At 62.9% G+C, this 16,116-nt stretch carries 11 protein-coding genes; 6 read left to right on the top strand and 5 right to left on the bottom strand.

From position 1 onward, the window contains the following. Positions 1-6: 6 nt before the first annotated feature. The 4 genes from BAMB_RS31115 (at position 7) to BAMB_RS31100 (ending at position 5,644) form a co-directional block, all read left to right on the top strand. Positions 7-390: a hypothetical protein gene (locus tag BAMB_RS31115; RefSeq protein WP_041491805.1), complete on the top strand. Its 384-nt coding sequence runs from the start codon at positions 7-9 to the stop codon at positions 388-390. 79 nt (positions 391-469) lie between these two features. Continuing rightward, the gene (locus BAMB_RS31110; RefSeq protein WP_011661118.1) at positions 470-3,823 is read left to right on the top strand and encodes a YadA-like family protein; all 3,354 of its coding nucleotides are present in this window, start codon (positions 470-472) and stop codon (positions 3,821-3,823) included. Between the two features lie 110 nt (positions 3,824-3,933). Next, positions 3,934-4,728 (top strand): OmpA family protein, encoded by a 795-nt coding sequence (locus BAMB_RS31105; protein ID WP_011661117.1) that lies wholly within the window; start codon positions 3,934-3,936, stop codon positions 4,726-4,728. A gap of 97 nt (positions 4,729-4,825) precedes the next feature. Beyond that, positions 4,826-5,644 (top strand): LabA-like NYN domain-containing protein, encoded by an 819-nt coding sequence (locus BAMB_RS31100; protein WP_011661116.1) that lies wholly within the window; start codon positions 4,826-4,828, stop codon positions 5,642-5,644. Positions 5,645-5,756: 112 nt separating this feature from the next. Here the strand turns inward: BAMB_RS31100 and BAMB_RS31095 are convergent, their stop codons facing one another. From BAMB_RS31095 to BAMB_RS35715, 3 genes are read right to left on the bottom strand one after another with little or no spacing between them, the layout of a single operon-like run. Next, the gene (locus BAMB_RS31095; protein WP_158380552.1) at positions 5,757-6,956 is read right to left on the bottom strand and encodes a hypothetical protein; all 1,200 of its coding nucleotides are present in this window, start codon (positions 6,954-6,956) and stop codon (positions 5,757-5,759) included. A gap of 5 nt (positions 6,957-6,961) precedes the next feature. Then, positions 6,962-8,293 carry a nucleotide disphospho-sugar-binding domain-containing protein gene (locus BAMB_RS31090; RefSeq protein WP_011661114.1) on the bottom strand — a complete coding sequence of 444 codons (1,332 nt, stop codon included), beginning with the start codon at positions 8,291-8,293 and terminating at the stop codon, positions 6,962-6,964. Continuing rightward, the gene (locus tag BAMB_RS35715) at positions 8,293-9,582 is read right to left on the bottom strand and encodes a phthiocerol/phthiodiolone dimycocerosyl transferase family protein (RefSeq protein WP_158380551.1); all 1,290 of its coding nucleotides are present in this window, start codon (positions 9,580-9,582) and stop codon (positions 8,293-8,295) included. Before BAMB_RS35715 ends, BAMB_RS31090 begins: the two co-directional genes overlap by 1 nt. A 337-nt stretch (positions 9,583-9,919) precedes the next feature. On the opposite strand from BAMB_RS35715, the gene BAMB_RS31085 reads away from it, so the two are divergent. Continuing rightward, positions 9,920-11,215: a nucleotide disphospho-sugar-binding domain-containing protein gene (locus tag BAMB_RS31085; RefSeq protein ID WP_041491896.1), complete on the top strand. Its 1,296-nt coding sequence runs from the start codon at positions 9,920-9,922 to the stop codon at positions 11,213-11,215. Positions 11,216-11,306: 91 nt separating this feature from the next. Here BAMB_RS31085 and BAMB_RS31080 read toward each other — a convergent pair whose 3' ends face one another. Further along, a complete protein-coding gene (locus BAMB_RS31080) occupies positions 11,307-13,418 on the bottom strand; it encodes an ATP-binding protein (protein ID WP_127456138.1) in 2,112 nt (703 codons plus the stop codon). A gap of 684 nt (positions 13,419-14,102) precedes the next feature. Between BAMB_RS31080 and BAMB_RS31075 the strand changes: the two genes are divergently transcribed. Continuing rightward, positions 14,103-14,903, top strand: a complete 801-nt coding sequence (locus tag BAMB_RS31075; RefSeq protein WP_011661110.1) for an EAL domain-containing protein — start codon at positions 14,103-14,105, stop codon at positions 14,901-14,903. Here BAMB_RS31075 and BAMB_RS31070 read toward each other — a convergent pair. Beyond that, complete coding sequence (locus BAMB_RS31070) at positions 14,900-16,078, bottom strand: aromatic ring-hydroxylating oxygenase subunit alpha (RefSeq protein ID WP_011661109.1); 1,179 nt, start codon at positions 16,076-16,078, stop codon at positions 14,900-14,902. The two genes, BAMB_RS31075 and BAMB_RS31070, sit on opposite strands and share 4 nt — an antisense overlap. Between the last annotated feature and the right edge of the window lie 38 nt (positions 16,079-16,116).

Raw genomic sequence — 16,116 nt, 5'->3', positions numbered from 1 at the left:
CGATTCATGGTCGTCGACACTGCATCCGGCCCCATCGCATATTGCCGACCCGTGGCGACGACGTGCCGCATTCGCGCAATCGCAATCGGGCTCCACGCCCGACGCGCGCCCTATTCCCGGCTGCGCCAGATACCCCTCCATGTCACCCCGCCTGGCCGCGCCACGACCGGCGTAATGCCCGCTTCCGCGGAACTCGCGTCATGCGACCGATTCGGGAATGCGGGCTCCATCGACATGCAATGCGTGTCGCCGATTCGATGCGACATGACATTCCCCTCAGCAGCGATCACGGTCGAGACGAACGGCCAAGCCAATCACAAGAAAAACGCCGCACAAATCACCGACGTACACGGCGCCATCCAAGTCTCGATCAGATCGATGATGACTTGATTTTTATTTATCAACTCAACTTCGCACTACTACGAAATTTACTCTGAGAGAGAGTTTTCATTTCATACGGAGCATCAAGATGAACAGAGTGCACAAGGTCATATGGAGCAAGGCGCGCGGGGCGTTCGTCGCCGCATCGGAGCTTGGCAAGGCGCGCGGCAAGGGAAGCGCCGGTACGTCGGGTGCCGTATGCGACGACCGACGTACGGAACAACATGCCGCGGCCGGACAGCAACAGAAAATTCGAATTCTTCTCGGCTTTGCGATTCCCGTTTGCCTCGGTGCCGCCGGTCAGATCGCACACGCCCAGTATGCCGCAGGTAACGGTAGCGCCACGGGGACCGGGGATGTCGCGATCTCGGGCGCCGGTGGAGCGGCCGCCACCGCAAGCGGTGGGCTGGGCGTCGCCATCGGGGGCGGTGCGGTGACGTCGGGACTGAACGCGATGGCGCTGGGCACGAATGCCCATTCGTCCGCTGCCGGCGCAATCTCGATGGGCGCAAACGCGGTGGCTGCGGGCGGCAATGCGCTGGCGATAGGCGTGAACACGACTGCATCCGGGCAGACCAGCGCCGCAATCGGTCCCGCTGCTTTTGCGTCGGGCCTTATGTCGACGGCGGTCGGCCCCAACGCACAGTCCACCGGCGCCGATGCCGTCGCGGTGGGTCGCTTGGCCTCTGCCACCGACACCGCCACGACAGCGGTCGGCACCAGCGCCGTCGCGGCCAGCACCGGCGCGAGCGCCTTCGGCCAGGCCGCGACGGCATCCAACAGCAGTTCGACCGCCATCGGCGGCAACACCACGGCGAGCGGCATTGGTGCGAGCGCGATTGGACATCAGGCACTGGCGACCGGCACCAATGCTTCCTCGCTCGGTGCGTCGGCAGCCGCGACCGGCGAAAACGCCAGCGCATTGGGCGATTTCTCGACGGCGTCCGGCGTCGGCAGCACCGCGTTGGGCGCGGGTGCCCGAGCGAGCGCCGACAACACTTTAGCCGGCGGCTTGAACGCAGCCGCCAGCGGCATTTCATCGATTTCCTTAGGCAATTCATCGATAGCCTCGAACAATTCCGCGACGGCGCTCGGCGCCGGCAGCACCGCATCGGGTGACCATTCGACCGCATTGGCGACAATGTCGACGGCAGCCGGCGGCTATTCAATCGCGATGGGTTTCGATGCGATCACCACCAACACCGCCGCCGCCGGTCTCGCATTGGGATCGGGCGCATCGGCCAGCGGCGCGTCCGGCATCGCGATCGGCGTCAACAGCGGTGTGTCGGGCGTCAACGCAATTGCGCTCGGCCCGGGCGGCACGGCCGGCGTCCCCGGTTCCGGCACCCAGGCGACGGGCGACCAGGCGGTTTCCATCGGCTTCAACGCACTCGCCAGCAACACCGGTGCGCAGGCATTCGGCAGCCAGGCGACGGCGAGCGCAACGAGTTCGATCGCCATCGGTAACGTAGCCACCGCGTCCGGCGTATCGGCCGTCGCGCTCGGCTCGGGCGCGATTGCCAGCGTTGCCAACAGCGTCGCCCTCGGTGCAGGCTCGACGACGACCGCGGCGACACCGACATCCAGCGCGGTGATCGGCGGCGTGACCTACAACTTCGCGGGTGCAGCACCCGTCGGCGTGGTGAGCGTCGGCGCGCCGGGCGCCGAGCGGCAGATCCAGAACGTCGCCGCCGGCCAGCTGAGCGGCGCCAGCACGGACGCCGTGAACGGCTCGCAGTTGTTCGCGACCAACCAGCAAGTGACCGCCAACACGACGGCGATCTCGAACATCAGCAACGGCGCGGGGATCAAATACTTCCATGCAAACTCGACGCTGGCCGACAGCCAGGCAACGGGCACGGACAGCATTGCCGTCGGCCCTCAGGCAGTCGCCAGCGCGGCTGACAGCTTCGCAGCCGGCAGCGGCGCGCAATCGACCGCCGCAAGCGGCATGGCGCTCGGCGCGCAGACGACCGCTTCGATCGTCGGCAGTGTAGCGATCGGCTCGGGCGCCGTGTCGGACCGCGCGATCGCGGCGGGCAGCGGTACCATCCCGGCCGGCAGCCACACGGTGCCGTTCAACACGTCCGACGCGACGCTGCTCGGCGCGGTGTCGTTCGGCAGTGCAACGGGGAACACCTACCGGCAGCTCATCAACGTCGCCGACGGCACGAACGCGCACGACGCAGTGACGGTCCGGCAGTTGACCGGCGCGCTGCAATCGTTCGCCGTCTCGCCGACGATGTACTTCCATGCCAATTCAACCGCGGCCGATTCGCTCGCCGTGGGCGCGGAGTCGATCGCCGTGGGGCCGACGACGGTCGTCAACGGCGACAACGGCGTGGGGATCGGCAATGGTGCGATCGTCCAGCAGACCGCGCCTGGCGGCGTAGCGATCGGTCAGGCGGCGAATTCGGGGCAGGCCGATGCGATCGCACTCGGCAGCGGCGCGAATGCGACCGGGCCTCAGTCGATCGCGCAAGGCGCCAACGCCGTCGCGAGTTCTTCGGGCGGCATCGCGATCGGCTCCGGCGCGAACAGCAGCGCCGCCGATGCGATCGCGCTCGGTTCCGGCGCCAGTGCGAACGTCGCGAACAGCATCGCGATCGGCGCCGGATCGGTCACGACGGTCGGCGCGCAGTCGAACTACATTGCGTACGGCCTGAGCAGCCCGCAGTCGTCGGCCGGCGAGGTCAACATCGGTAACCGCAAGATCACCGGTGTCGCCGCCGGATCGGCTGGCACCGATGCGGTCAACGTCAGCCAGCTCGATGCCGTCAACCAGAACCTGACGACGCTGATCCAGAACATCAGCAATACCAACGGCGGCGGCGGTTTCCCGTCGACGCCGGGCTCGTCGACGCCCCCCGCGTCGACCGGCTCGAATTCGTCGGCCGGCGGCAACGGCGCGGTCGCGTCCGGTTCGAACAGTACCGCGGTCGGCAACGGCTCGACCGCGTCGGGCACCGGCTCGACCACGATCGGCGCAGGCTCGACGTCGTCGGGCAACAGCTCGGTGGCGATCGGTGCGGGCAGCAACGACGGCGGACGAAACAACGTCGTGTCGATCGGTACGGCCAACTCGCCGCGGCAGCTCACGAACGTCGCGGCGGGCACCGCGCCCACCGATGGCGTCAACGTCCAGCAGTTGAATGCCGCGGTCGGCAACGCGAACGCGTACACCGACGCGAAGATTCAAGGGCTGCGGCGCGACGCGGATGCGGGAGCCGCGAGCGCCATGGCCGTCGCGGGGCTGCCCCAGCCTTCCGGGCCGGGCAAGAGCATGGTCGCCATCGCCGGCAGCGTCTATCGAAGCCAGTCCGGGCAGGCCATCGGCATCTCCACGATCTCGGAAAACAACCACTGGATCTACAAGGCCGCCATCACGACCAACACGCGCAACGACTACGGTGCCGTGATCGGTGCGGGCTATCAGTGGTGATCGCGAGGACCCGATATCCAACCGGGCTCGTCCGCGGCCGTGCAACGCCTCCATCGCGCGTTGCACGGCTGTCGGATGCGCTGCTCCCAATACGATGAGAGAAACAGATCATGAAAATCCAATGGGCACTTGCGCTGTCTATCAGCCTGCTTTCCGTTGCAACCCTCGAAGGCTGCGCCGTCAGCGGTCCGCCCAAATTCCCGGATCCGCAGTCGGCCAGCCCGAAGGGCGGCACGTTCGTGAACGTGGACAATCTTCGTAACGTCGCGCCAGGGCTGAACAAGGATCAGATGTACGACCTGCTCGGGCCGCCGCATTTCAACGAATGGTTCGTCGGCAGCCATGTGTGGAACTATCTGTTCGACTTCCGTCGCGGCAACGAGGTCGTCAGCTGCCAGTATCAGGTGCGCTACGACCAGCACATGAAGGTCACCGATACCTACTGGCGCGAACCCGCATGCGCCGACTTCGTACGCGCGCCGTCGGCCGCGCCGGTGGCCGCGGCCGAGCCGCCGGTGTCGACGCTCGAGCAATTCACGCTTCAGAGCGACGCGCTGTTCGCATTCGGAAAATCGAGCCTTGATTCGATGCTGCCGGCCGGCAAGGCGCAGCTCGACGACGCCATCGAGCGGATCAAGCGGCATAAGGAAATCACGCGCATCGTCGTCGTCGGGCACACGGATCGTATCGGCCCGAGCACGGTGAACGAGCCGTTGTCGCGAGCGCGTGCGCAAACCGTGCGCGGTTATCTGATCTCGCACGGCCTGAACGGCAGCATCATCGAAGCGGAAGGCGTGGGATCGAGTCAGCCGGTCACGCATTGCCCGGCGGGTCAAAGCCGCGCCGTGATCGCATGCCTGCAGCCCGATCGCCGGGTGTCGATCAGCGTAAGCGGCCGCAACTGAAACGCGGCGAGCCGGTCGCGCCACGCACGCTTCGCCCGCGTGGCGTGCATGGCGCGACCGGCCGCGCCGACGGTTGGAACGGATAGCGCACCTCCGGATGACGATGATGAGAAGGGTCGGGGTTTATGTGGATGGAAGCAGCATGGACGCGAACGGCGGCCATCTGATGCGGTACGAGGTATTGCGCTCGCTCGCCGGGCGTGCCGGGGCCACGATCCAGCGGCTGCATGCGTATCTGAGCTTCGACGAGCGCCGCGCCGCGCGCTCGCCCGACTACGACGCACGCATCAAGGGCTACCAGGCGGCGCTGCGAGACAAGGGATTTCGCGTCACGATCAAGCCGCTCAGGCACTACGCGGATGATGACGGAACGGAAACCGTCAAATCCAATTCGGATCTCGGGATGGCGATCGACGCACTATCGGAATCGGACCGGCTGGATACCGTCCTGATCGCGACCAGCGACGGCGACTTCGTTGAAGTCGTCCGCGCGCTGCAGAAAAAAGGTTGTCGGGTCGAGGTCCTCGGTTTCGATAACGTCCCCCTCGAGCTGCGGGAAGCGGCCGATCAGTTCATCAGCGGCTACCTCGTGCCCGGCCTGCTGCCGGTTCGAGATTCGGCCGCCGGCCTGCCCGCATGGGGTCAAGTGGGCTCGCGCGTGCGGGGCGTGTGCAACCGGTTCGAGCCGGACGACGGGTATGGCTTCATCGCGTTCTGGCCTTCACTGCCCGATACGCCGCTGCTCGCGGCCGCCGAGACCAGCCCCGCCTACTTTCGTAGCAGCAGTGTTCAGGATGCGTCGATACTCCATCGCTTGCCGTCGAGAAACACCGTGCTCGAATTCGAACTCGCAACGCCGGCGAAGCAGAACGGTGCGCCCGAAGCGCGCCGGATTCAGGTCGTTTCCGGCGCATAGCGCGGGCCCCGCTCGGCGGGGCGCATCACATCGTCATCCGACCGGCACCTGCGCTGCCTGACGGGCATTGCGCGCTGCGGGTATGGCCCCGGGACGCGCTCCCGTCATGCACCTATTCGCAGGCCTGCACGAGCAGCGCTCGCGCATTTTCGAGGAACGACGGGAACGGTGCGGCGCTCATCATGGCCAGATGAATGCAGTCATCGACAGACGCCACTGCAATCGCCAATCCTTTGGGGCGACGCGCTCTCACTAGCGGCCCCCACAGCCCGCGCAAACCGAATCGCCCGACTGGACGCGTGTCGTGCACGACACCGATGTTCGTTACCACGAGATCCGGCATGCCCCTATCGTCGGCCAGCCGCATCACTCCCTGCGCATCCATTCCCTCTGTCAAGTGGACGGTGAATTGCCGCACCTGCTCCTTGGCCCCTTCGCGCGCGCCGGTCGGATCCAGCAGCCGCAGCGTCTCGCGCGCAAGATCCCACAGCGAAGAATGCGCTACGGGTGGGAGCGTGGCTTTGCCGCCTGTCGCGAAGAAGCCGAACTCGCTGTCGCCTCCCCACAGTCGCCGCACGTCGACGGGGCAGCGCAAGTCGATCGGCTTGCCGCGCCAACGCTGTATCGACGACCGGCCGGCCATCGCAAATGCGCTGCAAAGCGCGCCATGGACGGTTGTTTGCTCGTCCCGCGCCCGTTGTCTGAGTTCTCCGCTCAGTTGGCGCGGCAGTTTCATGCAATGTACGGCGGGCGGACTTTCCTGCGGATACGACACGCCTTCGAGCGAAACCGCCTCCCGAGGTGCGACGGCATCCGGCACGCCCAGCACATGGTTCATGGATCGCGGAAACGGCAGCACGTCGAGCTGTTCCCCGTTGAGCACCCGCACAAGGTCGCCGATACACCGGGCAACCGAAATGCCATCGTAGAGCACATGGCTGACCGCCACGATGACGACCGAACGGCCTCGATCGGATGCGATCACGGCGCGCATCAGCGGTGCCGTACCGCTATCGACAGGCTGCTGCAGCTCGTGGGCGAGGGTTTCGTTCAACCATTCGTATGCGATTCCCGCCGAGTCCCATATCGCGTCGACCGCATGCCGCACCGGAATCGGTCTGCCATGAACAAATTCCAAATATGGCCAACCGCCGGCTGTTGCCGGAATACGAACCCGCAGCACGGGATGACGGCGTTGCAACGTATCGAATGCGTCCCTCCACTCCCGCGGTGTAGCCGTGCCCTCCAGTTCAGCGGCATAGACGATATGATTGTTCGCACTCAGGTTCGCCAACCAGAATGCATGTTCCACCGCACTTAATGGTCTGACCACAGGTTCCCTCCACGAGCCGAGCCTGTTGTTGGCTGCGTGAGCAATTCCATGATGCGAAGGATCTCGCCGCGCGTGTCGATCGACTTGAACGCCTCGGCGATCTCCGTCACACGCTGACGGCAGCGCGGGTTGTCGAGCACCGTTCTCACGGCGGCACGCAATGCGTCGGGGGTAGGCGAGTGAGTGGCGAGATCGATGCCGACGCCCGACCATGCAACACGTGCATTCCCGTCGGCTTTGTCTTCCGTCAATCCGGCGGTGACAAGCGGAATACCGTAGCTGATCGCCTGATTGACGCTGCCATAGCCGCCATTGGTGACGAACACATCCACGCTCGGCAACAGCCATTCAAAAGGCAGATAGCTGGCGACGCGTGCGTTCGCCGGAATGGGGCCGGGAACGGTGTCAACCGGACGTCCGCCCGTGCTGACGACAACCAGCAGATCCGGCTCATGTGCAAGGGCTTCCAGCGCGGGCGCGACCAACACGCGAAAATCGTGATTCGCCACGGTACCCTGGGTGACAAGAACGACCTTGCGATCGCCGGTCAGTTCAGAAGCCCAGGATGGCAGCGGAACCTGATTTGCCTCGATCGGCAAAGCCCCGATGAACCGTACCGAGGCTGGCAAATCGGTACGCGGAAATTCGAATTCCGGCACGGTCAGTTGCATGAAAACGTCCGGAAGCGCTACGACCAAATCGCAAAGGTCGATCGCTATCGGTCCCACGCCGAGTTCGGCCAGATATCGGTTCAGGCGATCGACGAGCGGACCATAGACGATCCTGTCGTGCTCCCGGGCGATAGCTGCATACCGTTCGCGCTGCGCCCGGCTTGTGGCAGGCGGCAATCCGGCGTAGTGCGGCGCCCCGTCCTCGCGCGACCAGTGCAGAATGGTGGTGTTGAACATCGCGACGGGTGGTCGATTCGAACGCGGCCCGAGCAGCATCGGTAATATCCCCAGGAATACATGGTCGACGAACACGATATCGGCTTGCACCTCCCGCAAAAGCTGCTGCAGCCCAAGGTGCTGTTCAATCACGTAATCAACGAGCACAAGTTCCATGCCCAGACGCTGCCGCTCCAGCCCTGGAGGCAGTTCTTCCAGGCTCGGCAACTTCGAATGGGGATCTCCGAATGCGAAATCGGCCGCCGGCCGAAGCGGATGAAATGCGGCGCCGATGTTGTCGGCGCGTTCCTGGAATGCACACCCCGTATGAACGATCACGTCGTGACCTGCGTCGATCAGGATGCGCGCTATGCTGAGCATCGGATTGGCATGACCGGACAACGGTGTCGCGGCGAGCACGATCTTCATTATTGTCCGCCTGGCTTGATGTCTGGAACGCGAGATAGTGACGCGCCTTCGAATGACCGGCATTCGCTCGACAGGGTTTCCGCCACGCCCGTTAGAAACGACGGCAACGGCGCGAAGCTGGCAAGCGTCAGATTCGCTCGGCCGTCGACGGTCGCAACTCCCACTGTCTGAATGTTCGGGTCGTCCTTCTGCCCCATCGGAACACACGGTCCCCAGATCGCGGTTATATGGAAGCGTCCAATTTGGGTGGCGAATCGCAGATTTCCCAGATTCGATACCGTGATTTCTCGTTGTACCGCATCGCTCTCGCGGACCCTCAATAAACCTTGAACATCGAGCCCTTTCGTAAGCAGCTCGGACATGCTTCGTATTGAATTCCGGGTTGGTTGCGAAATGGCAGACGGCTTGAGTTCACGCGTGATCGCTCGCGAATCCTCCCAGAACGATCCATCTATCGTCGGCGCAAGCGATGCACGCGTGGCCGAGCCGAAGAGCCCCACATCGTCGTCGATGTCTAACTGTCTTCGAAGATCGACCGGCGTCACGATCCGGATTGGTTTCCCTCGCCACGCCGGATTGATCGATCGTCCGTATCCCAGCATGGCGGAGCAAAGTGCGCCGTGGAACGTGGTGCGCTCGTCTCGTGCGCGCTGCACGATTCGTGTGGTTAGTTCGCGAGACAGTTTCAGGCGGCTAACGGTAAGTCGATCGCAATGCCGCGGCCGACATTCGTCGACGATTACCTTGTTGACGGGAGGCGATATGTCAGCTTCGCCGTACAGCTGATCGAGCGACCGAGGCATCGACAAAATTCCGAGCGACTGACCGCTCAAAGCTTGCAACAGATCGCGAACACAGTACGTCAGGGAGATTCCATCGCAGATGGCATGAGCACACGCCAAAAGCAGCACCGATTTTCCGTTCCGCCCCGACGCCACCACGGCCCGCATCATCGGCCCGATGTCGGTATCGATCGCTTCGTCCAGCATGCTCGCGATCGCAGAGTCGAGCCATGCGTCGGAAATTCGATCGGTTTCCCATCGCGCATCGTCGACATGATGAACCGGTATCGGACGCTCCGATACCAACTCCAATTGCGGAAAGCCCAGCGCTGTCGGCGGAATGCGCGCGCGAAGCAAAGGATGCCGACGTTGCAGTGCGTCGAACGCGTCGCGCCAGGCTTCGGCTCCGGCGATTCCATCGATTTCCGCCGCAATCACGACGTGACTTGCGACTACCCGGTTCATCAACCAAAAGACATGTTCCGTACTGCCAAGCCTTCTGTTCATGGAGAATGTATCCGTCGAGCACCGTACGTCGGCAGGTCGCCCACCTGTTGACGGCGCGGCAAACGAAGCCATTGACTGAAACCTTGGAGACAGCGTATCCCCGATCAGCGCGCTGGAATGCGAACAATTGTCACTTCGTGATTCGTGTCGGAGTCCGCTTTCCTGATCGCGTGTCCGGCTTTCAAACACGTCTGTTCACAAAAGTTCATAAGCCGGGACCGAATAGCGTGCCATCATGCCTCGGCGAACACCATTCAGCCTCAGACAATGGTGAAACAGCACTTTTCCCTGACAAGAAAAACAGTGCGATAAGCAGCACATATTGGGACAACACCAGTTGAAGATTCTCATTGCCGCCAAGTCCGAAGCGGGTCATGTCAATCCAGTGGCGTCTGCCGCATCCATCTTGATATCGGAAGGCAATCAAGTCGCAGCGCTGACCGGTGAGCAGTTTCGCCGGCAGTTCGAGGATATCGGCGCGTTGTTCCATCCTCTTCCGGCCGATGCGTCGCCAGACGTTGCCCATGTCATTGCCCATGATCCGACGCTCAGGAACCTGCCCGAGGATGCACCGCAATTGATGCGTTTTCAGATCGCCGTCGAACGCGCGCTGGTCGATCCTATCCCGCTTCAGCATGTGATGCTGCAGGCAGTGCTACGCCACTTCGCCGCCGACGTCATCCTCACCGAAAGCGGGTTCCTCGGCATTCTGCCGCTCCTGTTGGGCGCCCGCGAAAGGCGCCCCCGGGTGGTCATCTGCGGTACGTATTTTCTGACCTGGGAACGGGATGACGGTGCGCCGTATCTTGGCGGGTGGCGACCCGCGTCCACGCAGGCACAGCGTGCGCAGTACGCCGGCCTTTCGCGCGACCATGACAGGTTGTTCGAGCAGCCGCTAATCGCACGCGCCGATGAACTCATGAAGGACCTGGGCGCCCGCCCGTTGCATCGAGGCGTTTTCGAGTCCGCCATTGAACTCGCGGACGCCTATTTGCAACCGTCCGTGCCGAGCTTCGAATTTCCGCGCGCGTCGCTGCCTGCGTCCGTGCGATTCATCGGGGGCTTGCCCATTACGCCGAACCTGCATCCATTGCCTGCGTGGGCCGCGGACCTGGACGGCCGAAAAAAGGTCGTACACGTCACACAAGGCACCGTCGCGAACAAGGACTTCGGCATGCTGCTCGCACCCACGTTGGCCGCCCTTGGCGACGATCCCGGCGTTCTGGTTGTCGCGATCACCGGCGGCCGGCCGCTCGACACCATTCCGGGGACCATGCCTCCGAACGCACGCGTGGCCAGTTTTCTGCCGTATGAATGGTTGTTGCCCAAGGTCGACGTATTTGTCACGAATGGCGGCAACGGGAGCGTCAACCAGGCATTGACCTTCGGTGTTCCGCTCGTGACCGCCGGACTGAGCGAAGACAAGGCCGACGTGAACGCGCGAGTCGCGTGGTCCGGAGTCGGTATCGATCTTGCAACCGGACATCCCACGCCTGATGCGTTGCGCAACGCGATCCGGACGGTACTCGCCAATCCAGGCTACCGGATCGAGGCCGCTCGCAAGGCCCGCGAGTTTGCAGCAATCGATACGCGCGCCGAAATCATCCGGGCCGTCACGAGCCGATCGACGTAGGCTCCGGGGCGGCGCGCGCTACTTCGATCTGTCGACGCGAACAGGTTGCGTCGCGAAGATGAATGACATCGTCATCCGGCCGGCACCGCGGTCAGCTTCCCAGCGCCGCGTCGTGATCATGCCGCGACAGGAACATCAAGAAGGTCGTCCCTTCTCCGAGCCTCGATCGCACCTGCAGCTTGCCGCCGAGTGAATCCACGACCGTCTTGACGAAGGCCAGGCCGAGGCCATGCCCGGACAATGGCGAGGTCCCGTCCAGCTGCGTGAATTCCCGGAACAGCTTTTCCTGGTCTCGCTCGGATATGCCCGCCCCGTAATCGGTCACGGCGATCTTCACATGCCGTTCCGTGGCCGACAGCTCCACGTCGACGGTGGAGGCTTCGCGGCCAAACTTGATCGCATTGCCGATCAGATTGACGAACGCCCGCCGCAGCAGCTGCACGTCGGCGATCGTGCTCAGCCCCGGCTCCGCCATCAGGTTGACGATCGTGGATTTCGCACTCGCCTGCGGCAGCAGATCGTCGACCGCATCGCCCAGCACCAGCGCAGGATCCACCGCGGCGAGCTTCGGCGGCAGGCTTTCGGCCTTGGCGAGAAACAGAAAATCATCGGACAGGTTGAGCGCCCGCGTCGCATACTGCGAAATCAGTTCTGCGAACCGCTGCGGCGTGTACCGCGACGGATCGCGCTTTATCTGCGAAGCGAGCGCGAGAATCGACGCCTGCGGAGACCGCATGTCGTGCGACAGGAAACGCAGGACCATGTCGCGCTGCCGCTCGGCGAGCCGTACGGACGACACGTCGGCCACATGGAAGACCAGCGCACGCTCGCCGAACGCGGACGGCCGGATCGGCGCGCACTTGATCAGCAACGAGAGGCCGCCGCGTGCATTGGCGATCTCGACGCCCTGATCGAGCTGCGATTTCGTCTGCGCCGACAGATCGTCGCCGTGCGGCGAGTGATTGAGCCATGTCAGCGCCTGTGCGGCGAATTCATTGGCCCGGTGTGACGCCGTGATCTGAAACAGCACATCGGAGACCGAGCGCCCGGCCGGCGAATGGCGCGCCCCCGGATTCCCGTCGAGCTCCCCGCACAACGCCGCCACCCGCTCGTTCGCCAACAGAACGACGCCCGATGCCGACGCGATCAGTGTCGCTTCCGGCAGGCTGTCGACCCACGCGTCGATCAGCGCGCGATACCTTCGCACCTGCGCGTCCAGCGCACCCGCCCTGCTCAGTTCTCGCCAGACCGGGTCCATGCAATGCGGCACGACGGCGGGCTCCGCGTGCAGCGAAGGCTCGGTCGTCAGTCGATCCGCGAGCCGAACGATGAAGCGCAACAGCGCTTCCAGGCGTCGCCACGACCACAGCACACAGGCGAGCACGCAGATGAGCATGCCCGTGGTGGGCGGCAGAATGCGGTCGCCAAACCGAAACAGCGCGAACGCGCCTGCGGCGATCGCGAGCGTCAGGGCGAAGGTGGCAACCATGCCGGCGCGCGGCGTCAGCCGATAGAGCAATGCGCAGGCCATGCACACGACCCACTCGTTGAACAGCAGTTCGATTGCGAAATCGATTTCGCGCGGGACCGAAGTCTTGAGCCGTGCTTCGTTCGCACTTCCTGCCATGTCGACACTCGCCAGCGGCAACCCGCTGTCCGGCGATGCGGCCGGCCACGCGGCCGCCCCGTCGATCGATGCTCGAATCAGGACGGGTCGGCCACTCAGGCTGTCGGACGGCACGCGGCCGTCCAGCACATTGATATACGAATAGAGTTCATAGGGCGGATCGCATTGAAGCGAGGCGGCGCCGGCACAGGCACTCCTGCGGCCCTGCGTGCCGGCCGCGGGGGCCGCGGAAGCCGTTCGCCCGTTGTCTCGGCCAGTCGTCTCGGCGGCTGCCTTGTCGGTAGCCTTGTCGGCAGCACGGGCGTGGCTTGCGTCACGCAAGCTCGTCAGGTCGATGCCGATCGCGGCGACGCCGCTGCCGACGAGCCGGTCCATCATCCGCTCGCGGGTTTCGCGACTGAATGGCCAACCACCCAGATGCTCGATCGTACGGTCGTCGACGACGATCACTGCCAGTGGTTTGCCCGCGCCGCCATCGGCAGCTTGTGCCGCAAGCTCGAAAAAGGCACGGTCGACGCGATGCAGCAGGTGGGTCGTCGTCAACGCCAGACACATAAGCATGAGCACGAACGTCATGCACACCCATTCTCCTGCGAGATCGAAGCGGGGGGCCTGCACCAACCGATCGCGCTCGACACGCGAGCGACGCCATCTCGATGCAAAAATTCTTCCAACCATGTCAATTCGATGATGTTTCACAAAAACTCACTAAACGACACTCGAAATGACCACACAAAATCCCGAGAACTCCCCCGAAAATCGTTTTTATTAGTATTAAATTATCTCAATAAATCATTGCACACATACGACCATCACTATGGTGATCGACCAACATCCATAGGAGCATTGATGAAAAATACGCGCGCATATTGATCAAATTATACAATAAATTTTATTCAATTGGAATTGCATATTTTATTCCAATAAATTACCCATATTTTCATTTTTACATTCAGCCCTCCATGCCCTGCGGCACTGCATTCCCGGAACATACCGATCCGCCGCCATCACGCCCCACAGGAACCCGGCATTAGCGACGCATGCCACTCCGCAATAACGTCGAAATGCAATATAAATCAATCTCAAAATCAATGCCCCTCTGAAAATAAGACCCACAATGACAAATCAATCCCTCAACTTCCAGTCAGTTAAAATAATTTACATTTGTTTATTTTTGGAAGTTGAAAATTCAAGACTCGCTCCATAGAATCTAGCCATCCCAAAGAAGCAGACATCCTGATTCGGCTTGCTGGAATATTCATGAACCTCACCTCCTTGACAAACCACCCACTCAACGACGCCGAACGGGGGCTTCACCAGGGCGAATTCTTTTTCCTGCTGCAGCCCAGGTTCGCCCTGCAGGAATTCCGCCTGTCCGGGTTCGAATATCTGATGCGCTGGCAACATCCGCAGCGCGGCGTCCTCGAACCGAACTCGTTCATCAGCGTCGTCGAGGATTCGTTCCTCGCCGGCCGGTTCACCGATCTCCTTACCCATCACGCGGCTCGCACGCTCGCGCAGTGGACGGTGGACGGTTATCCGGGCTTGTCGCTCTCCATCAACCTGTCCGCGCTCGAATTGGGGCATCCGGAATTTCCGGCTCAGCTCGCCGCGCTGCTCGAGTCGCTCGATCTCCCTCCGAACCGCTTCGAAATCGAACTGACCGACGTCGTTCCGCCCGCGGAGCTCGATTGGCTGGTGGAAACGATTCATGCGGTGCAGGCAGTCGGCGTGCGCGTCGCCCTCGACGACTTTGGCGCAGGTTTCAACTCGCTGACCTTGCTCCAGCAATTGCCGGTGGACATCGTCAAGTTCGATCGATCGCTGATCCGTGACGTCCCGCAGAATGCAGAATCCACGCGTGTGGTCGAAACCCTGGTGCATCTTGCAACGAGCCATGGCAAGCAGATCGTGATGACGGGTATCGAGACCGCGCAACAGTTCGAATGGGCGCGCACCTTGCCGGGCGTCGAAGGTCAGGGCTTCTATCTCGGCGAGCCGATGTGCGGCACCACCATCGCGGCCTTCATCGCCGACCACTACCGCGCCGTCGTCACCTAGGCCGCGGCCTCCTCCTTCTCCTCCCGATCCGCCGCGACTGCCCGTCGCAGCCGCTCGTGGTAATAGCCCAACGCCGGTTCATGCCGCCCGAACGTGATGCTCTGTTGCGTGCGTGCGTTGAAACCGCGCTGAATCTGTTCCGCGAGATCGAAGTCTTCCTTCTCCACGACGTTCATCAGCAGATCGAAATTGCGCCGCCAGTACGCGTCGGTCTGGGCATTGCCGACGGGTGTGGGCGTGTAAAGCGAAGCCTCGGCGATGCACTGATCGGGATCCTCGTCGTTGGCGGGAAACATGCGCCAGATCTCGAAGTGTCGGCCCTGCCAGTTCAACAGCGTATTCGGAAACAATACGTAGACGATGAGCGTATGGCGCAGCAGATCCCAGTTCTCCTCCGGCTGATTGCGCATGTCGACGATCGAGCGGCGCGGAAACGTGAGGCGCATGTTGTCGCCGAATGTATCGACGAGGCCGATGCCCGGCAGGAAGATCGGATTGATGGTTTCCCGATGCAGCTTGTCGATATGCCAGCTTTCGAGAAACGTATCGATGGCCAGCTTCCAGTTGAGCCGTTTGCGCAGCGCTCGCGTCCCGAAGTGCGTGAAGTTGGCGAGACCGTATGAAGCCAGCTCGCTGTCCAGCCCCGGCAGCAGCGCATCTTCGTTGATGGTGCCGCCGGCCTGCGGCAACACCCAAATGAGCCCATGCCGCTCCGCGACGGGAAAACGAACGAGGTCGGTATGCTCGCAGTCGAGGCCGGGGAACGCGCCGCGCGGCGACAGGATGCGCAATTTCCCTTCCAGGTTGTAGCCCCAGCCGTGATACGGGCAAACGAACGATGTCGTGTCGCGGCCGCAGCCATTCGCGAGCCGCGCGCCACGGTGACGGCAGACGTTGGCGAACGCGTTGAGCTTCCCGTCGCGATTGCGCACGAGCAGGATCGGCACGCCGCATCGATCGTCGGTCAGATAATCGCCGGGCGCCTTGAGCTGGCAGCTCGTCGCGATCAGCACCGGTCGGCCGGTGAACAAGCGCTGTCGCTCCTGCTTCAGGATTGCCGGACAGCTGTATGCGGATACAGGATTGCTCGCGCACGCGTCGCTCATGTCCGTGCCGCCGGAATCGATCAACGCGAAGATGCGTTTAGCAAGCGTCACCTGGGTTTCATGCTGCATGATTCATTCCTCGCATCGGTAGTCCGCCCACGGGCAGC

This window comes from Burkholderia ambifaria AMMD (assembly GCF_000203915.1).
Lineage (GTDB): Bacteria > Pseudomonadota > Gammaproteobacteria > Burkholderiales > Burkholderiaceae > Burkholderia > Burkholderia ambifaria.
The sequence above is the reverse complement of the archived record's forward strand: the minus strand, read 5'-3'. Positions and strand labels throughout refer to the sequence as shown.